Source organism: Megamonas sp. Calf98-2, from assembly GCF_900110235.1.
Classification (GTDB): Bacteria; Bacillota; Negativicutes; order Selenomonadales; family Selenomonadaceae; genus Megamonas; species Megamonas funiformis.
This window is the reverse complement of sequence record NZ_FOCY01000019.1, coordinates 24,679-45,107: the sequence shown is the minus strand read 5'-3', so window position 1 is coordinate 45,107 and position 20,429 is coordinate 24,679. Positions and strand designations below refer to the sequence as shown.

The window sequence follows — 20,429 nt, the reverse complement described above, 5'->3', positions numbered from 1 at the left end:
TAATTAAAAATCCTCCAATTTATTATTTATTTTCAACTTCATTAGTATCATTTTCTGAATTTAATTTTGCTAAAGCTTGATTAAATTCATCTCTAGTAATTCCATAATTATTTAATCTACGTAAAAAAGTTTTAGCATTGGCAAAACCAATTCCTAAAATAGCACCTAATTTTGCCCTGCGAATACCAGAATTTGCAAAACCATTTAAGCGATTTAAAATTAAATCAGTAGCACTAAATTCATCACTAGGTTTCCAATTCATTGTACGCACCTTAGCTAATGCTTTGCGAATAGCTTCAGGACTTGCTTGCTCTATACCTATATCATCATTTGCAGTAGCTTCTTCACAAGGTACAAAAGCATGCTTTGCATTAGGAAATCTTCTTGTTAAATATGTGCGAATTCGCTCTCCAGCTGAATCTGGATCAGTTAAAATAATAATGCCACGTTTTTCATAAGCAGCTCTAATATTTTTTATAGTCTTAGGCAATAAATTAAAACCTTCTGTGATAATACAATCGGCTTCAACTGCTTTATTAATGGCTACAACATCCATTTTTCCTTCTACAACTAAAACTTCTTTTATCATTAAAAACCTTCTCACTTATTTTCAACTAAACTAAAATATTACAAATAAACTCATATTTTTTTAGTATAACAAAAATATATCAAAAAACGCAAGTAAAAAGCCATATACTCTAGACAAAAAGAGCCTGTAAACTTACAGACTCTTTTTCATCTTTATATATAATTTTCTATCTATCCTACTATTTTAAATCAATTTATACAAATATCAATCTAAAATATAAACTTCTACACCACGACGACCAAAAGCTATAGCTTGAGTATAATCTTCCATACATAAATCAATCATATAGCCATTAATCGCACCGCCAGTATCTGCTGCAATAGCTTCACCATAACCTGGAATATATACACGTGTTCCAAGTGGAATAATATCTGGGTCTACAGCTACTACACCATAACGAGCAGGAATACCAAGCGCCGTATATCCAGCACCGCCACCATCATAAGGTAAATATGCACTAGCTTCCATATACAATACTTGAGAATATGATCTCAAACCAATAGTATTCATCGGTTCTGCTGTGCCTTCACGAACAACCTGATTTACAGGACGAACTAATTGAGAAGTTTGTACTACTTCTTCTCCCACTTTAATACCTTTATGATATTTTTCTCTAACTAATAATCTATTTAAACCATTTCTTCCAGCTTGAATTACTTCTTCATTACCACGGATCATAGAGCTATCTGGCTCTTTTATCACCTGATAATTTTGTACTTCATCTCTTAATACTAATTTACTAGAAACATTTAAAACTTTTACTTTTGCATCAGTATGTAGTTGAGTATCTTTACCGCCCTCAACAAAATACTTATCTTCATCTAAATTCATTGAAGATATCAATTCTCCCACAGTTTTCTTTGTGGTTTTTACTACTTTTGTATCTCCATCAATTTCTACAGTTACTGGCATTGCACGATTGATTGTAATTACAGCATTATCAGTTATATTACCTGTAGATACTGTATAATCATCTCCATTATCTAACTTTATACCAGCTTGCTTCAATATATTCTTTGGATTATCATAGACCGTATTGACTACCATTTTATTACCATCTGCTACAATTGTGACATTTTTATTTGCTGTTACAAATCCAGTTAATGTAGCCATTGCAAAACATAAAACCACTACTGCAGTTAGTTTACATTTTGTTAAATTGTGGCTTAATAGGTTTTTAAAATCCATTGAATTCCTCCTTTACGAAAAGATATTATACCAAGTATTTACACTTGTGTCAAATTTCTTCATAAATATGTAACATTTGTACTTGTAAAATTGTAAATTGTAATCTAGTAAAAAACCTTATAAATAAAGGATTTTTCTATGTGTTTACACCTAAAATATGATGTATTTCATGTAAATAAATAAGGCATTTAAATGCAAAGGATTCATAAAAATAAATACAGAAATTTTACTTATAATTAATCTATTTCACATATATATCATTTATCGTGTTTTTTGTATAATTATTAATTACACATATAATTCCATTCTATAAAAATTAATATTATTTATATAAAAACAAGATAAAAAAGCTTTTCTTTAAAGGAATTTTACTTCCACTTAAAGAAAAGCTTTTATTTTATAAATTAAATACTTCTATAGCATTTTTTGTTGTTTGATTTGCTACTTCTTCTAAAGAAATATTTCTAATCTCTGCTACTTTTTCTGCTATATATTTTACATATGCTGGTTCATTACGTCTGCCACGTTTAGGAACAGGTGCCAAATATGGACAATCTGTTTCTAAAAGCAATCTTTCCAAAGGAATTTTTGCCACTATTTCTGGCAATTTTGCTGAATTTTTAAAAGTAAGTGGTCCATCAACACCTAAGAACCAACCCATTTTTAATAATTCTTTTGCCATTTCATAGCTACCAGAAAAACAATGTATTGAGCCTGTCAGCCCTTTTCCTTCTTTTTTCAAGATTGCCATAGTATCACCATGAGCATCACGGTCATGTATGCTAACTGGCATATGCATTTGTCTTGCTACATCTAATTGACGAATAAATACTTCACGCTGAACTTCACGAGGAGCATTTTCATAATAATAATCTAAGCCAATTTCACCTAAAACTTTTACCTTTGGTAAAGTCATAAGTTCTGCTAAAGTATCATAATCTTTATTGCTTTGTATGCTCAAAGCTTCTTGTGGATGTACTCCAGCTCCTGCAAAAACACCATCAAAATTATCTGCAATTTTAATAGCATTAAATGAAGACTCCATAGTATCACCCATAGTGATAATTCTTGTTGTACCTTCAGCTTTTGCTCTAGCTATTACTTCTTGTCTATCTTCTTCGTATTTTAAATCATCAAGATGTGCATGTGTATCTACTAACATTATTTCACCTTACTACCTACAGGCATTGTAGTTTCTACTATTTGAAGTTCATCGCCTTTAGAAGCAGCTAAAAGCATACCATGGCTCATTACACCACGAAGTTTTGCAGGTTTTAAATTAGCAACTAAAACTACATGTTTGCCAATTAAATCTTCTGGTTTATAGAATTTAGCAATACCAGATACTACTGTTCTTTCTTCATCGCCTAAAGAAACTTGTATTTTCATGAGTTTATCTGTTTTTGGCACAGGTTCAGCAGCTAAGATTTCTACTACACGTAAATCAATTTTACTAAAATCTTCTATGCCAATCATGCCATCTTCATTTTCTTTGGCTTTTTCTGGAGCTTTTGGTTCTTCTTTTTTAGCTTTTTTATTTTCTTTTACTTCTTTTTTAGCTTCTGGTTTTTCTTCTTCGATTTCAATACGAGGAAAGAGCTGTTCTGGTTTATTGATTTGAATACCTACAGGAGTTTTGCCCCAACCTTCGATATCGCTGATGCGAATTTCATCAAAGTTTTGTGGTAAATTCAATTGAGCCCAAATACGGCGAGCTGTAGTAGGAATGAATGGCTCAATCATTACACTGATTGCACGTAAGCTTTCTACTAAATCATAAAGTACACGATTTAATTCAGCTTTTCTAGCTTCATCTTTACCTAAAACCCATGGAGTAGTTTCATCAATATATTTATTTGTACGGCTGATAAATGACCATACAAGTTTGATGCTATCGCTGAGTTTCATATTATCCATGTAGTTTTTATATTCAGCAATAGTTTTTGTAGCATCATTGATTAATGCTTGGTCTACTTCACGAATATCGCCAGGCTGTTCGATAATTCCTTTATTATATTTATTAATCATACTAAGTGTACGATGTAATAAGTTTCCAAGGTCATTTGCAAGGTCAGAGTTAATGCGAGAAATCAAAGCATCACGAGAGAAGTTACCGTCTTGACCTAAATTGATTTCACGAAGTAAGAAATAACGGATAGCATCTGCGCCAAATTCATCAATTAAGCCAATTGGATCGATTACATTTCCTTTAGATTTACTCATTTTATCGCCATCAACTACAAGCCAACCATGACCATATACTTTTTTAGGAAGTGGTAAATCAAGTGCCATTAAGATTATTGGCCAAATAATTGTATGGAAGCGAACAATTTCTTTACCTACGAGGTGAAGGTCTGCTGGCCAGAATTTGTTGAATTTTTCTGGGTCATCTAAATATCCAATTGGTGTTAAATAGTTTGTAAGTGCATCAAACCATACATAAATTACATGTTTTTCATCAATTGGTACAGGAATACCCCAGTCAAAAGATGTACGAGAAATACATAAATCTTCTAAGCCTTGTTTAATGAAGTTAATCATTTCATTTCTGCGAGATACTGGCTGAATGAAATCTGGATTTGCTTCAATATATTCAAGTAAGCGATCAGCATATTTAGAAATCTTGAAGAAATATGCTTCTTCTGCTACTTCTTTTACTTCACGATGGCAATCTGGGCATTTACCATCAACTAATTGACGTTCGAGCCAGAAGCTTTCGCAAGGTGTGCAATATAGGCCTTTATATGCACCTTTATAAATATCGCCTTTTTCATAAATGCGTTTGAAAACTTCTTGTACTACTTTTTCATGACGTTTTTGTGTAGTACGAATGAAATCGTCATTGGAGATATTTAATCTTTTCCATAAATTTTGGAAGCCTGCAACTATTTTATCTACATATTCAATAGGTGTAACACCTTGTTCTTCGGCTTTCTGTTCAATTTTTTGACCGTGTTCATCAGAACCAGTTAAGAAAAATACATCAAAATCGGATAAACGTTTATAACGAGCAATACTATCTGCAATTGTTGTACAATAAGCATGACCGATATGAAGTTTTGCACTAGGATAATAAATTGGCGTAGTTATATAAAAAGATTGTTTAGCCAACAATAATTCCTCCTTTAAAAATTTGTATCTAATTTATTATACAACAAATACAAAAAAATCCATAATAAAAATATTAACCTACTAATAATCTATGGTATAATTAAAGAAAAAGTATAAAGGTGGCGATACTATGAATACTATGAAATCGAAGCATTTATTAATTTTACTATTATCTTTATTTGTATTTTGTTTTAGTAGCACAGTTTTTGCTAATAAAGCACAAGATGAAGCCATTGATTACCTCAAACAAGCTGTAGAAAATACTGCTAATGCTAAAAATTTGACTTATAAAATCAATTTATCTATGACAAGTCCACTTGCTGATGGTGATATCATTGTCGATGGTAAATACTCTGAATTGATGAATACATCTGGTAATATGAATATTTCTTTTAATAGCTGGATAGATACTATTAAATTTGAAGCTACAACTCAATTTTATACTGAGATTACTGATAATAATCTAAATCAATATTTAAAGATGAAAACAACTCCTCTCATCAATGATATAAATCCTGACCAATGGTATATATCTAGTACAACACTTGCTGATAATGCCAATGAATTATTCTCCCAAAAAAAACAATTTAATTTAGATAAATTCACTCAAAATATTACTAATATATTTATGTATGATGTGAATAAAAATACTGCTAAAATCTATGTAACTTATACTAGACCAATTTTAGATGAAGGTATGAAAGCAGAATTAAAAACGCTTTATGCTAAAGATGATAAACAAAAGCAAAATTTAGAAAAACTAGATAATCTACTAGCAAAAAATCCTCAATTAGTAGAAAGTCTTGCTAAACCTAGAAAGATTTCTTATGAATTGACCATTGATAAAAAATCTCAATCCATAACTAATTTAAAAACAGATTTCTCCAATAATATTCAAGAATTTGGTAATGAAGTTTTAGATAGTATTCCTGATGAAGAATTTTCTGATGTGAATGGTTATGTATTGCGCAATACATTTAAAAATTATCTAAATCTCAGCAAATTCAATTTAAATATTAGAATTTCTCATCTAAACAACACTACAATCGATGAAATTCCTCAAGAAGTAAAAACTTCTGCGCTTCCACTTCCTGAAACAGATTTACCTCAACCAACACAAACAACTCTATTATCTAAGCTTTAATAAAAAAACTCTGTTATATCCAAAATATCAATTTAGATATAGCAGAGTTTTTATTTTATATCAAATACATAAAATATCAATCATCTTTTAACAATGCTTGATAAATATCTCGTCTACTCATATTTAAAGCTTTTGCAGCCATACGCATAGCTTCTTTTTTGTTTATGCCTTTTTCCATTAAGTCCTGCACATATTTCACAGGAGAGATATCTTCTTTTGCATCTTCTTGTTCATTTAACATTTCTTCAGTAATTCCAGATACAATAACTACAAATTCACCACGAGGTTCATTTTCATGGAAGAAATTTACCAATTCTTCTAAAGTGCCACGATTAAATTCTTCAAATTTTTTTGTAAGCTCTCTACAAGTTGAAGCCTGTCTATCTTTGCCTAAAACATTCATTAATTCTTTCAACATATCTTTTAGATGATATGGTGTTTCATAAAAAATCAATGTTTCTTCTCTAAGTTTTATAGACTCTAATAATTCTTTGCGTTTTTTACTTGTCTTGGGCAAAAATCCTATAAAAGTGAATTTTCTTGTATCTATACCAGAACAAATAAGTGCCGATAGTGCTGCATTTGCTCCAGGAATAGGCGTTACTTTTATACCTTCCTGTATCGCTAGTTGTGCTAAATGCGTACCAGGGTCAGCAATTCCAGGAAGACCTGCATCACTTACTACAGCGATATTTAATCCTTCTTGAAGTTTTGTTATAAGCTGTGGTCCTTTTTCAAATTTATTATGTTCATGATAGCTTGTAAGTGCCGTATGAATATCATAATGTGATAATAATTTTCGTGTATTTCTTGTATCTTCAGCAGCAATTAAATCTACTTCATTTAAAATTCTAACTCCACGATAAGTCATATCTTCTAAATTTCCAATAGGAGTAGCTACTAAATATAAACAGCCATTTTTATTTTCTACCATATATATTCACCTCGCCTCTTACAATCTATCTGGATAATAATATTCCATTAATTTTCTTGTATAATCACCATTATCTTCATGGACAATAAGCGCTGGCTCTACACTCAATCCACCTGGAGCGCCTTCTTTGACACCTTCAATCAAGACTATATTCGGTGCTTTATCTCGTTTTGGTTGCACTAATTGCAGTCTTTTCGCTTCAATATTATATTTGTGAAAAGCTACCATGATTTCACCTAGTCGCTCTGGTAAATGTACCATGGCAAAACGACCTTTTCGCTTCAATACAAAACTACCTGCACGCACTACATCATCAAGCGTAGCTGTTATTTCATGTCTAGCGCTTGCCACTCCATCTAAAATATTTAAATGACCTTGATTTATTTGACGATAAGGTGGATTGGATACGACAAAATCCATAGATTGAGGTTTATAATATTCTTTTATCTTGCATAAATCGCCTTCTTGAACACAAATCTTATCTTGAAGTTTATTCATGACCATATTGCGTTTGGCAATTTCACAAGTTACAGGATTTATCTCCAAAGCGTCCATTTTCATTGCTCTATTGGATAATAATAAGGGGATAACACCTGTTCCTGTGCCTAAATCTAATCCTTTAGCATTTTTACGTACAGTTACAAAATGTGCTAATAATACAGCATCAATGGAAAAACAAAATTCTTTATTGTTTTGAATTATTTTCAATCCGCCAGCTAATAAATCATCTATACGTTCATTTTCTTTTAAATTTAAATTCCAATCAGATATCATCGTCATCTTTTTCTACAACATCTTCCCATGAAGCCACAATAGTTTTTTTAGAGTCTAATAATACAGTTACAGTGCGTTTTTGCATATTGATAGAAATAGCTTTTCCTTCGCCTTCCATAGATACTACACGACTACCTTGTTTTGGCGGAGCAATAATACTATTTTGTTTGCAACAACCTTGATATAAATCATTTTCATATTTTAAGCAACACATCAAACGACCACAAATACCAGATATTTTTGTTGGATTTAAAGATAAACTCTGGTCTTTTGCCATGCGAATGGATACTGGCTCAAAATCACCTAAGAATGTAGCACAGCAAAGTGGTCTACCACAGCAACCTATTCCACCTAATAATTTTGCTTCATCACGTACGCCAATTTGACGAAGCTCAATGCGAGTATGGAATACTGCTGCTAAATCTTTTACTAATTCTCTAAAGTCAATTCTACCTTCAGCAGTAAAATAAAAAATTATCTTATTCACATCAAGAGTATATTCTACGCTGATGAGTTTCATTGGCAATTCACGTAAGCGAATTTTCTCTTCACAAATAGCATAAGCTTCTTTTTCCTTTTCGCTGTTTTCTGCCAATTTATCAATATCTTCTTGTGTTGCTTTTCTTTGTACATCTTTTAATGGCTGTACAACTTCTGAATCTGGTACATCACGTGGCCCTATAACAACTGTTCCAAATTCAACACCACGAGCAGTTTTTACTACTACGCCATCACCTTGGGCTAATTCCAATCCACCTAACCCAAAATAATATATTTTACAAGCTTTTTTAAATCTTACACCTACAACGGTCTGCACAAAGTGCCCTCCTGTCTATTTCTCGTTTATTTATTTTGCCAATCTAAAATAAATTTCTGCAAGATGAGTTTTATATCTGCATTAGAATTTAACCGTTTTAAAATCTCTTCTACTAAGGTCAATTTAATTAATAGATTAACTTCATCATACTTGTTTTGTATATTCAATAAATCATCTTTTATATCCTGATTATAAATAATATCACTATCTTTATTAACCTTCATCAGTAATAAGTCTCTCAATAGCATTTGTAAATGACTCATTATATCATTTATCTTATTTCGCTCAAAACTTGATAATTCATCAATAAATAACCATATATCTTTTATGGAAAAATTGTCTTGAAGACAAGATAATGCCTTTTGTCTTAAGGCTAGAGCATCATCATCAATAAATTGCATAGCTTTTAATATACTGCCACCAGACAATCTAGCAATGATTTTAGCTTTATCTTCTTCAATCTGTATTTTTTGTTGTAAAACCTTCGCCACATCTAGATAAGAAAGAGGCGCAAAATATATTTTCATACAACGCGATAATATAGTAGGCAGTATCATATCTTTATTAGAAGTGATTAAAATAAAAAACACTTCGCCTATTGGCTCTTCTAGAGTCTTAAGCAAACTGTTTCCTGCTGTATCATTCAAATATTGAGCATCATTTATAATCACCACTTGTTTATCTGACAGATATGGCGATAAAGCTATTTTTGCTTGTATTTGACGAATTTGCTCAATCTTAATCAATTTTCTTGTTTTACCTTCTGGCTCCAAATAATAAAAATCAGGGTGATTTTGTTCATCAAACATCTTGCAAGAATTACAATAACCACAAGCCATATTACCTTGTTGCGAATTAAAGCAAAGTAGCGATTTAGCTAACATCTTAGCCGTCAATAATTTACCAATACCATCAATTCCTGAAAATAATAAGGCATGAGGCAATTTATTTTCTTGCAATAATAATTGTAAATCCGCTTTTATTTGCTCATGCCCATAAATATTTTGCCAACTAATCATCTTAATTTATGTAGATAAACTTATCTAAAAGTCCATCTATTTGCTTATGATATTGTGTCAAAGATACTGTATCTTCATTTTCAATACATTGATTGATATTTAATAATAAATCATCTACTTTATTTGCATAATCGTATAAATTATATTGTGGTAATTCTTCTTTAGCAGAACTCATCACTACAATATAAAATTGTTTTACAGCCATAGTTACAAAATCTTTAATGAGTGTTTGATATACTTGCATCTGTTCATTATTAGGATTTTGCAATAATAATTTATATTCATCATCTACTTTTACGCGTTGCATCTGTATCATGGAATAGAAATCATCTTTCAATATGCTATTCTTCTCTTGACTCATACTGAACATCCTTTACTCTTACATATATTTAGATAGCAAAATTTTCATTAATAAAAAAGTTTTAGCCATAATTTATTTTTTATGACTAAAACTTAGTATATCATAAAGCTATTTAATTATAAAGTTTATAGACTTTTATCTACTATTTTTATTTAATCAGACCTTGAATTTTTTGCCAAACATCTTCATGAATTTCTTCTATAGTTCTTAACTGATTATCCTTTGCACATTCTACGATATCCCAATCATAGCGATTTGCCATTTCTTGATAAACTTCATGACATTTTTCTAAATAATTTTTATCCTGCTCATGAATATCTTTTTTGCGATTATCTTTTTTAGCTCTATTATCAATCAATTTATTGCTGATATCTGGTGGCATATTCAAGAAAATAACTTTATCTGGCACAGGAAGCCCCATTTTCGTAAATTCTGTATCCCAAAGCCATGATAAAAATTCATCACGCATTTTACTATCTTCTATTTTTACAGCTTGATGAACCATATTAGAAGTAGTATATCTATCCGCTAAAATAATAGTGCCTTCTTCATAATCTTTTTTCCATTTCATGCGATATGAAGCATATCTATCCACAGCAAATAATACAGAAGCAGCATAGGCATTTACATCATCTACATGACCGCCAAACTCACCTTGCAAATACATTTTTACCGGTGTACATGCTGGACTTTCATAATCTGGATACTCTACTTTTTTTACCTTGTAACCTGCTTGATTTAATCTATCATATAAAAGCTTAGTCTGTGTAGCTTTACCACAACCATCACCAGCTTCAATGATTATGAGCTTTCCTTTCACCATTATTCCTCCACTATATTAATATTTTCTAAATTCATATCTTCTGGGCCTATTATATTGCCCCCATTTTGTTTTTGCAATAATACATAATCAATAATTTCTTGACTTATTTCTTCCCCCGGATAAATCACAGGTATTCCTGGTGGATAAAATGTAATCAATTCCCCTGCTATTTTGCCTACACTTTGTGCAAATTTTACTTTTTTCGTCTTAACAAACATTGCTTGTCTTGGTGATAAAACATAACGAGGAATGCTTGGCAAATTAATCTGCACTAAAGGATTTGTTTCTTTATCCTGAAAAGATTTTGCTAATTCTTGCAAAGCATTTAATAAATACGCACATTCTTTTTCACTATCAGCGTAGGAAATAATGAATAATAAATTATACATATCAGATAATTCACATTGAATTTTATATTTATGTCGCAAAATCTGTTCTGCCTGAGCTCCACTTATCCCCAATTTACGCACACAAACAGTTATTTTTGTTACGTCTAAATCATATTTGCCTTCACTGTTCATATATTCACGACCAAAACAGCTTAGATTTGGAATTTTATTGATTTGCTCACGTAAATCTTCCGCTAATTGTACAGCCCTACCGACTAAATCTTTACCTTCCATTGCCATCTGTTTGCGTGCTATATCAAGTGAAGCTAATAATAAATAATTAGGGCTTGTCGATTGCACTAAACTGCACATTTTATTAAAACGCTCTACATCTACGCGTTGTTTTTTCATATGCAATAAAGAAGTTTGTGTCATTGAACCAACTATTTTATGCGTACTTTGTGCAACAATATCGGCTCCTGCTGATAATGCCTGTATTGGCAATTTATCACAAAAGGCTAAATGTGGCCCATGTGCTTCATCAACTAATAATAACATATTATTTTCATGCACTAAATTAGCTATGCTTTGTATATCCCCTGCCACTCCATAATATGTAGGATAAACCATTACTACAGCTTTAGCATCTTTATTTTCACGTATTACTTTTTCTAATTCAGTTTTCGTAATGCTCATAGCAATACCTAAATTTTCATCTATTTCTGGTTGAATAAATACTGGTATTGCCCCTGCTAAAACTAAACCGCCAAGTACGGAACGATGTGCATTTCTAGGTATGATGATTTTATCACCAGGATTTACAGCTGTTAAAATCATCGCATGAATAGCACCTGTTGTTCCATTGATAAAAAATCTAGTTTCATCTGCACCATATAAATCACTTGCCAAATCTTGTGCCTGTTTTATACAAGTAGAAGCTCCATGTATATCATCTAATTCTTCCATCAAAGATACTTCCATCTTAAGACCTGTATCTGTTATCATTTCATGAAGTTCATTTGCAGCACCTTTGCCTTGTTTATGTCCTGGTGTATGAAAAGCCATTGCTTTATCTTCAATATATTTTTTCATTGCTGTATACAAAGGTGTATTATTTTGCTCCATTAGAAAACCTCCTTTTAAAACTAAATCTAGTATATCATAAAAAAAATTCCTATATAAAAATATAGGAATTTTAATCTCAATATTAAATAAATTAATTTTAACTATTTTACTTTATTTATTTTTTTTATTTGCCACTATCATTCTAACGACAGTTACAACTACAAATACCCCTACTAAACCTAACATTATTTCCATAAAAGAACTATATCCTTCTTGGCTTTCAGGAGACATTGCAAAAAATATACCACATAAAACTAAAACAATCACTAATAAATTGGCAATAGATGCTTTATTTATGGTATTTCCTCCTCTCAAAAATACTATTCTAATGCCACTGTTTTTGGTAAAGAAAAGCCATTAAAAGTTGTAGCTGATACTTTACTATAAGCCCCAGCATTTAAGGCTATTAATAAATCGCCCTCATCTAATTTAGGGCAATACATTTCTTTTTTTACTATATCCAACGAATCACAGCTTGGACCTGCTATAGTGGCTTTTTCATAAGTATTATCTTCATCTTTCAATGATATTATATCATAATCCCAATGGTCAAATAAAATTCCCGAAAAAGAACCATATATACCATCATCTATATAATACCATTGTTTTTCATCACGCATTTGTTTACCAATTATAGAAGTAATCACATTTACTGCACTACCGCAAATATATCGACCAGGTTCAGCCCAAACTTCTACATCTTCAAAATCAGCTAAACAATCATTTATACTTTTCATGATTTTTTCTGCATCAATATCTTTATCTAAACATGCTACAGGTAAACCGCCACCAATATCCATATATTTTATATCTAGTCCACTAGCTTTTAATCTATCTATTAAACCTCGTGCTAATGAAAATGCCTTTTCATATGATTTTGTAGATAAGACCTGACTACCTACATGAAAACATATCCCATTTGCTTTTAAACCATTTGCTTTTGCATAATTTAATAAATCTAAAATTTTAGTTTCATCTGCACCAAATTTTATATTTAAATTCACAATAGCATCAGATTGTTTAATCTTCACACGAGCTAAAACTTCTGCCTCTGGTACATATTTTTTTATTTTATCAATTTCATTTTCACTGTCAAAAGTAAATCGCTTTATACCTACCTTACTAGCTTCAATCAGCCCTTCTATCGTCTTTACAGGATTAGCATAAATCATTTTCTCCCCTGATACACCCATTTTAGACAATAGCCTTATCTCTCCGGCTGAAGCAACATCAAAATTAGAGCCTAATTTTATCAGCTTTTCTAAAATACATTTCGCTGAATTAGCTTTGATTGCATAAAAAACCTTCAACCTCGGTATATGTTTGCACAATAAATTATAATTTTCCTCAATATGCTCTAAAGAAATCACCTCTAATGGTGTAGCATATTTTTGTGCTAACATTGTAGCTTCTTCTTTTGTCAGTTTAAAACTTTTCATAACACTCCCCTTATTCTTCGCACAGTATCTTTGATGTGCATTAACAAATGATGTTTATAAAACGCATTTTATAAACTTAAAACATTATACTACTTTTTAACTAAAATTGTTATAAAATTTTATTATTTTTATGTAAAAATACAAAAAAGACGATTGCCATAGACAATCGTCTTTTTCTATAAAAATATTTACTGCTTATTAAAGAACAGATTTAACAGTATTTACTACATTTTCAGTAGTGAAGCCGAATTTTTTGAATAAGATACCAGCAGGAGCAGAAGCACCGAAACCATGCATAGTTACAACAGCACCATCTAAACCTACATATTTACCCCAACCAAAATCAGTACCAGCTTCTACAGCTACACGAGCACGAATAGCTTTTGGAAGAACTGCTTCTTTGTATTCAGCGGATTGTTGTTCAAATAAGTCTACGCAAGGCATACTTACTACGCGAACATCAATATCTTCTTTTGCTAATTCTGCTTTAGCATCTAAAGCTAAAGATACTTCAGAACCAGTTGCGATAATGATTGCATCTGGAGTTTCTTTAGTGGAATCAGCGATTACATAACCACCTTTTAATGCTTCTTTGGAGCTACCAGGAAGCTGTGGTAAATTCTGACGAGTTAATACAAGACCTGTTGGAGTAGTTTTGCTTGTTACAGCTAAATACCAACCAGCAGCTGTTTCTGTAGCATCAGCTGGACGGAATAAGTTGAAGTTTGGTAAAGAACGAAGCATAGCATATTGTTCAATAGGTTCATGTGTAGGACCATCTTCACCAACACCGATACTATCATGAGTGAATACCATTGTTACAGGTAAATTCATCAAGGAAGCTAAGCGAAGCATTGGTTTTGTATAATCGCTAAATACGAAGAATGTAGCACCATAAGAGATTAAGCCACCATGTAATTGAATACCATTTACGATAGCTGCCATAGCGAATTCACGAACACCAAAGTGTAAGTTTCTGCCAAGATAATCATCTTTGCTGAAATCACCAGCATCATTCATATGAGTTTTGTTAGAAGGTGCAAGGTCAGCACTACCACCGAAGAGATTTGGTAATCTATCTTTTAAGCGGTTAATCATTGTACCAGAAAGAGCACGAGTTGCTACTGCTTTATCTTCATAAGCCCAGAATTCTTCATCTTCAAGAAGACCTTTAGCATCAACTTCACCGAAGTATTTGTCCCAAAGAGCTTTTAATTCAGGGTATTTTGCACAATAATCAGCAAAGAGTGTATTCCAAGCTTCTTCAGCTTTAGCACCATTTTCAGCTAATTTATTGTAGTTATCATAAACTTCTTGTGGAACATAGAAAGCTTCTTCACTTTCCCAGCCTAAGAATTCTCTCATAGCTTTTACATTGTCTACACCAAGAGGTTCACCATGAGCGGAAGCTTTACCTTGTTTTGCAGGGCAACCATAACCAATTTGAGTTCTAACAGTGATGAAAGAAGGACGAGTTTTATCAGCTTTTGCTTCTTCAATAGCTTTGCCGATAGCTTCCAAATCGTTACCATCTTCAACAGTGATAGTTTGGAAACCAAATGCTTCCATACGTTTTTGTACATTTTCAGTGAAAGCAATATCTGTGCTACCTTCAATGGAGATTTTGTTGCTATCATAAATAACGATTAATTTGCTAAGACCTAATGTACCAGCTAAAGAAAATGCTTCAGAAGAAATACCTTCCATCATGCAGCCATCTCCACCTAATACATAAGTGTAGTGGTCTACAACAGGGAATTCTGGTTTATTGAAAGTTGCAGCTAAATGAGCTTCAGCCATAGCCATACCAACAGCCATACCCATACCAGCACCAAGTGGACCAGTAGTAGCTTCAACACCAACAGTATGACCATATTCTGGATGACCTGGAGTTAAGGAACCATCTTGACGGAAATTTTTAAGATCTTCTACAGTTAAACCATAACCAAATAAATGTAAAAGAGCATAAAGCATAGAAGAACCATGTCCACCGGATAAAATGAAACGGTCACGATTAACCCATTTAGGATTTTTAGGATTGTGGTTCATATGTTTGCCCCAAAGTTCATAAGCAACTGGTGCACAGCCAAGTGGAAGACCTGGATGTCCAGAATTTGCTTTCTGTACTTCATCTGCTGCTAATACACGAATGGCATTAACTGATAAATTATTAATGTCTGTCATTTTTTACTACCCCTTTTTTAATTTTAGGATTTATATATATTTTTATATATTTTTAAATATTTTATATAAACTTATATACTTCCTAATGTTGTATTACAACTTTCTTTAACAAAATACAACTTATCTAATCAAACAAATTTTATTATAATGGATATTTCATTTTTTTTCAACAAATAGATTTATAAAGTATCAATAAATCTTTATTTTTTTATAATTAATTTCATAAAAAAGAAAAGCAAGATACAATAAAGTATCTTGCTTTTTATTAATCTTATTCAGTAACTGTAGTTTCTTCTTGTGCTTCATGTTCAGCAGCATCTAAATCTACTACATTGATATTTCTATATCTACTCATACCAGTACCAGCAGGAATTAATTTACCGATAATAACATTTTCCTTAAGACCGATAAGTGGATCAACCTTACCTTTGATAGCTGCATCAGTAAGAACACGAGTAGTTTCTTGGAATGATGCTGCAGATAAGAAGGAATCTGTTGCCAAGGAAGCTTTTGTAATACCTAAAAGGATTGGACGAGCAACGGCTGGAATACCGCCTTCTTCAATAGCTTTAGCATTTGCAGATTCAAAGCTATTGATATCAATATATTCACCAGGGAGGAAATCAGTGTCACCAGAATCTTCAATTTTAACTTTATGAAGCATCTGACGAACCATAACTTCGATATGTTTATCGTTGATACCAACACCCTGAGATTTATATACTTTTTGTACTTCGTATACGAGGTAACGCTGAGTTTCACGTAAACCACAAATACGTAAGATATCATGTGGATTAATAGAACCTTCAGTGATTTTATCACCAGGTTTAATTCTTGCACCATTTTTAACAATGAGACGAGAACCATAAGGAATTAAATATTCTCTAGATTCGCCTTCATCTGGTGTAATAGTAACTATGCGCATTTCTTTATCTTCAGAAATGAGAACAGTACCTTCGATTTCAGCAATGATAGCATGATGTTTTGGTTTTCTTGCTTCGAACAATTCTTCAACACGTGGAAGACCCTGTGTGATATCTTCGTCACTGGCAACCCCACCGGAGTGGAATGTACGCATTGTAAGCTGTGTACCAGGTTCACCGATAGATTGAGCAGCGATAATACCAACTGCTTCACCAACTTCAACCTGATTAGCTGTAGCAAGGTCTTGACCATAACATTTAATACATACACCAAGCTGAGATTTACATGTGAGTACGCTACGAATAGAAACTTTTTCACGTACTTTACAAATTGCTTTAGCAAGAGCTGGTGTAACAGTTTCGTTAAGAGAAGCGATTTTTTCACCAGTAGCAGGATCAATGATATCTTCTGCTAATACACGTCCTACGATACGATCTTCAAGAGATTCAATAATACCGTTACCTTCTTTAATAGCTTCAACTTCGATACCACGAATGTTGTTATTGCGAACTTTAACTTCTTTCGCGTCGCTATTTAATACAGCTTCGATATATTCTTCTGTAAGTGGTGTATTTGCAGGAATGATTTCTGCGCCTGTACTATCATAAACAGCATCAGTTGTATTTTTGCCAAGCATTTCATGCATCATAGCATGTTTAATGGATTTACGTACATTTTCTTCAGGAGCACCAAGAGCTATTGTTTCAGTGGACATAGAGTTGAGTCCTTCATAAATAGCGGAACCTTTGAGTACGATTTCGCTAACATTATGTTCACCAATAGTATTGAGAGCTTCTTCATCAAGTGTAGTATCTGCAGCATAAAGAACTTCGCCTGTTTTTGGACTAACGATATCATTTGCAAGCACACGACCTTTTAAGCTATCGCCAAGTTCTTTGATTGCAGCGCTAGAAGATGCAGCAAGTTTTGCACGTTCACGTACGAGGTTAATACCTACAACGTCACAGTCATCTTCACGAACGATAACGTCTTGAGCAACGTCAACAAGACGACGGGTGAGGTAACCAGAGTCAGCTGTTCTAAGTGCTGTATCGGCAAGACCTTTACGAGCACCATGAGAAGAAATAAAGTAATCAGACACTGTTAAGCCTTCACGGAAGTTTGCTTTGATTGGTAAGTCGATGATTTTACCAGATGGATCAGCCATAAGACCACGCATACCAGCGAGCTGACGCATCTGCTGTCTGTTACCGCGGGCACCAGAGTCAGCCATCATGAAGATATTATTGAATGTATCCATGTTAGCCATCATCGCATCAGCAACGTCATCTGTAGCATCGCTCCAAAGTTTTACAACTTTCTTATAACGTTCGTCTTCAGTGATAAGACCACGATTATAGTCGCGTTCAACACGGTTAACAACTTTTTCTGTAGCTGCCAAAATTTCTTTCTTTTCTGGTGGAACGATGATATCGGAGATAGCAACTGTCATACCAGCAAGACAAGCATAATGGTAACCTAAGTTTTTAACATTATCAATTACTTCAGCAGTTTTAGAACCACCAAATGTTTCAAAGCATCTAGCGACTAATTTACCAAGTTCTTTTTTACCTGTTTTGTAACCGAGATACCATTGTCCAGAGTTACCACCATGAACAATAGCTTCTTTAGCATCACTAGCAAGTAAGTTTTTAATATAACCAGCATCAACAGCTGTATCAGCTGGAACGATTTCTTTACCTTCGCTATTAACGATTGGTTCAGCCATCTTTTTACCTTTTAAGCCTTTAATTAAAGCTTCACGAGCTTCTGGTGTATCAGCTTCTAAGGAAACTTTTGTTACTTGATAGAAATCACGAATTTCAGGAGGAAGAATTTCATTGAAAATCATACGACCAAGAGTTGTTTTTACAAGGCCATATCCTTCCATACGAACTTGAATTAATGCTTGTAATTGAAGATTTTTATGTTGATGAGCTAAAATAGCTTCATTTATATCAGTAAATACTTTTCCTTCTCCTTGTGCATTTGGACGAAGGATTGTTAAATAGTAAGAACCAAGTACCATATCCTGAGATGGAGTGATAATTGGACCACCATCTTTTGGTGCTAAGATGTGGTTAGCAGCAAGCATTAAAATACGAGCTTCTGCTTGAGCTTCTGCTGAAAGTGGAAGGTGAATAGCCATCTGGTCACCATCGAAGTCAGCATTGTAAGCTGTACAAGCAAGTGGATGTAATTTAAGTGCACGACCTTCTGTGAGTACAGGTTCAAAAGCCTGAATACCAAGACGGTGAAGCGTAGGGGCACGGTTTAAAAGAACTGGATGTTCTTTAATAACTTCTTCTAATACATCCCAAACTTCTGGACGAATACGTTCAACCATGCGTTTTGCAGATTTAATATTGTGTGCAAGTCCAGAATTTACAAGTTTTTTCATTACAAATGGTTTGAATAATTCAAGAGCCATTTCTTTTGGTAAACCACATTGATGAAGTTTAAGTTCAGGACCTACAACGATAACGGAACGACCAGAGTAATCAACACGTTTACCTAATAAGTTCTGACGGAAACGACCTTGTTTACCTTTGAGCATATCACTTAAAGATTTAAGTGGACGGTTACCAGGGCCTGTTACAGCACGACCACGACGACCATTATCGATAAGTGCGTCAACTGCTTCTTGAAGCATACGTTTTTCATTGCGCACGATAATATCTGGTGCACCTAAGTCTAATAAACGTTTTAAACGATTATTACGGTTGATAACACGACGATATAAATCATTTAAGTCAGATGTAGCAAAACGACCACCATCTAATTGAACCATTGGACGTAATTCTGGTGGAATAACTGGTACTACATCAAGAATCATCCAAGATGGTTTATTGCCAGATTTACGGAAAGCTTCTACTACTTCTAAGCGACGAATAGCACGAACTTTACGCTGACCGCTAGAAGTACGAAGTTCTTCACGTAATTCTTTATTCATTTTATCTAAATCTAATTCTTCTAAAAGCTGTTTTACCGCTTCAGCACCCATGCCTACTTTGAAGCTAGAGCCATATTTATCATAATACTCACGGTATTCATTTTCGGATAAAAGTTGCTTTTTAATAAGAGGTGTATCGCCTGGATCTAATACTATATAAGAAGCAAAGTATAATACTTTCTCTAAAGAACGAGGTGATACATCTAAGATAAGACCCATACGACTTGGAATGCCTTTAAAGTACCAAATGTGAGATACTGGTGCAGCGAGCTCTATATGACCCATACGTTCACGACGTACTTTTGCACGAGTTACTTCTACGCCACAACGGTCACAGACAATACCTTTATAACGAATGCGTTTGTATTTACCGCAATGACATTCCCAGTCACGTGTAGGACCAAAAATTCTTTCACAGAACAAACCATCACGTTCAGGTTTTAAAGTACGATAATTGATAGTTTCTGGTTTTTTTACTTCGCCATAAGACCATTCACGAATCTTTTCTGGAGAAGCTAGTCCTATGCGCATAGAATCAAAATTATTTACATCTAACAAGGGGCTGTCACTCCCTTTCTTTAAAATTCAGCCTTGCATCTGTTAAAAAACTTTTATTAAACAAATAAAAGTTACCTACATTACTATATCACTATTTCAATTTATTGATTAAGAGCATTTATAATTATAAATGCTCTTAAATCGATTAAATTAAACC

General features: G+C 33.0%; 16 protein-coding genes. 1 reads left to right on the top strand and 15 read right to left on the bottom strand.

The features are described from left to right. Positions 1-22: 22 nt before the first annotated feature. The 4 genes from rnmV to metG form a co-directional block, all read right to left on the bottom strand. Positions 23-589, bottom strand: a complete 567-nt coding sequence (rnmV, locus tag BMX03_RS07085; RefSeq protein WP_015562831.1) for a ribonuclease M5 — start codon at positions 587-589, stop codon at positions 23-25. A 204-nt stretch (positions 590-793) separates the two neighbouring features. Then, positions 794-1,777 (bottom strand): 3D domain-containing protein, encoded by a 984-nt coding sequence (locus tag BMX03_RS07080; protein ID WP_018999618.1) that lies wholly within the window; start codon positions 1,775-1,777, stop codon positions 794-796. A 397-nt stretch (positions 1,778-2,174) separates the two neighbouring features. Continuing rightward, complete coding sequence (locus BMX03_RS07075) at positions 2,175-2,939, bottom strand: TatD family hydrolase (RefSeq protein WP_018999619.1); 765 nt, start codon at positions 2,937-2,939, stop codon at positions 2,175-2,177. Continuing rightward, positions 2,939-4,888, bottom strand: coding sequence for a methionine--tRNA ligase (metG, locus tag BMX03_RS07070; RefSeq protein WP_091694598.1), 1,950 nt, complete (start codon positions 4,886-4,888; stop codon positions 2,939-2,941). Before metG ends, BMX03_RS07075 begins: the two co-directional genes overlap by 1 nt. A 130-nt stretch (positions 4,889-5,018) precedes the next feature. On the opposite strand from metG, the gene BMX03_RS07065 reads away from it, so the two are divergent. Further along, complete coding sequence (locus BMX03_RS07065) at positions 5,019-6,032, top strand: hypothetical protein (RefSeq protein WP_091694596.1); 1,014 nt, start codon at positions 5,019-5,021, stop codon at positions 6,030-6,032. Positions 6,033-6,108: 76 nt separating this feature from the next. Here the strand turns inward: BMX03_RS07065 and rsmI are convergent, their stop codons facing one another. The 11 genes from rsmI to rpoC form a co-directional block, all read right to left on the bottom strand. Beyond that, on the bottom strand, positions 6,109-6,966 hold the full coding sequence (gene rsmI, locus BMX03_RS07060; RefSeq protein WP_091694593.1) for a 16S rRNA (cytidine(1402)-2'-O)-methyltransferase: 858 nt from the start codon (positions 6,964-6,966) through the stop codon (positions 6,109-6,111). A gap of 18 nt (positions 6,967-6,984) precedes the next feature. Beyond that, positions 6,985-7,740, bottom strand: coding sequence for a tRNA1(Val) (adenine(37)-N6)-methyltransferase (locus tag BMX03_RS07055; RefSeq protein WP_015562839.1), 756 nt, complete (start codon positions 7,738-7,740; stop codon positions 6,985-6,987). Continuing rightward, a complete protein-coding gene (locus BMX03_RS07050) occupies positions 7,730-8,557 on the bottom strand; it encodes a PSP1 domain-containing protein (protein ID WP_008538724.1) in 828 nt (275 codons plus the stop codon). Before BMX03_RS07050 ends, BMX03_RS07055 begins: the two co-directional genes overlap by 11 nt. A gap of 26 nt (positions 8,558-8,583) precedes the next feature. Next, complete coding sequence (gene holB, locus BMX03_RS07045) at positions 8,584-9,576, bottom strand: DNA polymerase III subunit delta' (RefSeq protein WP_091694591.1); 993 nt, start codon at positions 9,574-9,576, stop codon at positions 8,584-8,586. Position 9,577: 1 nt separating this feature from the next. Continuing rightward, a complete protein-coding gene (locus BMX03_RS07040) occupies positions 9,578-9,937 on the bottom strand; it encodes a DUF327 family protein (protein ID WP_022228159.1) in 360 nt (119 codons plus the stop codon). A 148-nt stretch (positions 9,938-10,085) separates the two neighbouring features. Continuing rightward, on the bottom strand, positions 10,086-10,760 hold the full coding sequence (locus BMX03_RS07035) for a dTMP kinase (protein WP_015562843.1): 675 nt from the start codon (positions 10,758-10,760) through the stop codon (positions 10,086-10,088). Continuing rightward, positions 10,760-12,214 carry an aminotransferase class I/II-fold pyridoxal phosphate-dependent enzyme gene (locus tag BMX03_RS07030; protein WP_091694589.1) on the bottom strand — a complete coding sequence of 485 codons (1,455 nt, stop codon included), beginning with the start codon at positions 12,212-12,214 and terminating at the stop codon, positions 10,760-10,762. Before BMX03_RS07030 ends, BMX03_RS07035 begins: the two co-directional genes overlap by 1 nt. 111 nt (positions 12,215-12,325) lie before the next feature. Further along, a complete protein-coding gene (locus BMX03_RS07025) occupies positions 12,326-12,529 on the bottom strand; it encodes a hypothetical protein (protein ID WP_075555204.1) in 204 nt (67 codons plus the stop codon). A gap of 5 nt (positions 12,530-12,534) precedes the next feature. Then, the gene (locus BMX03_RS07020; protein WP_091694586.1) at positions 12,535-13,653 is read right to left on the bottom strand and encodes a type III PLP-dependent enzyme; all 1,119 of its coding nucleotides are present in this window, start codon (positions 13,651-13,653) and stop codon (positions 12,535-12,537) included. Positions 13,654-13,851: 198 nt separating this feature from the next. Then, complete coding sequence (gene tkt, locus BMX03_RS07015; protein WP_015562846.1) at positions 13,852-15,837, bottom strand: transketolase; 1,986 nt, start codon at positions 15,835-15,837, stop codon at positions 13,852-13,854. Positions 15,838-16,108: 271 nt separating this feature from the next. Continuing rightward, the gene (gene rpoC / locus BMX03_RS07010; RefSeq protein ID WP_091694583.1) at positions 16,109-20,272 is read right to left on the bottom strand and encodes a DNA-directed RNA polymerase subunit beta'; all 4,164 of its coding nucleotides are present in this window, start codon (positions 20,270-20,272) and stop codon (positions 16,109-16,111) included. Between the last annotated feature and the right edge of the window lie 157 nt (positions 20,273-20,429).

What these genes read in the sequence shown, in the direction of transcription:
- rnmV (WP_015562831.1), bottom strand. Translation starts at nt 589, where the DNA reads ATGATAAAAGAAGTTTTAGTTGTAGAAGGAAAAATGGATGTTGTAGCC.
- BMX03_RS07080 (WP_018999618.1), bottom strand. Translation starts at nt 1,777, where the DNA reads ATGGATTTTAAAAACCTATTAAGCCACAATTTAACAAAATGTAAACTA.
- BMX03_RS07075 (WP_018999619.1), bottom strand. Translation starts at nt 2,939, where the DNA reads ATGTTAGTAGATACACATGCACATCTTGATGATTTAAAATACGAAGAA.
- BMX03_RS07065 (WP_091694596.1), top strand. Translation starts at nt 5,019, where the DNA reads ATGAATACTATGAAATCGAAGCATTTATTAATTTTACTATTATCTTTA.
- rsmI (WP_091694593.1), bottom strand. Translation starts at nt 6,966, where the DNA reads ATGGTAGAAAATAAAAATGGCTGTTTATATTTAGTAGCTACTCCTATT.
- BMX03_RS07055 (WP_015562839.1), bottom strand. Translation starts at nt 7,740, where the DNA reads ATGATATCTGATTGGAATTTAAATTTAAAAGAAAATGAACGTATAGAT.
- holB (WP_091694591.1), bottom strand. Translation starts at nt 9,576, where the DNA reads ATGATTAGTTGGCAAAATATTTATGGGCATGAGCAAATAAAAGCGGAT.
- BMX03_RS07040 (WP_022228159.1), bottom strand. Translation starts at nt 9,937, where the DNA reads ATGAGTCAAGAGAAGAATAGCATATTGAAAGATGATTTCTATTCCATG.
- BMX03_RS07035 (WP_015562843.1), bottom strand. Translation starts at nt 10,760, where the DNA reads ATGGTGAAAGGAAAGCTCATAATCATTGAAGCTGGTGATGGTTGTGGT.
- BMX03_RS07030 (WP_091694589.1), bottom strand. Translation starts at nt 12,214, where the DNA reads ATGGAGCAAAATAATACACCTTTGTATACAGCAATGAAAAAATATATT.
- BMX03_RS07020 (WP_091694586.1), bottom strand. Translation starts at nt 13,653, where the DNA reads ATGAAAAGTTTTAAACTGACAAAAGAAGAAGCTACAATGTTAGCACAA.
- tkt (WP_015562846.1), bottom strand. Translation starts at nt 15,837, where the DNA reads ATGACAGACATTAATAATTTATCAGTTAATGCCATTCGTGTATTAGCA.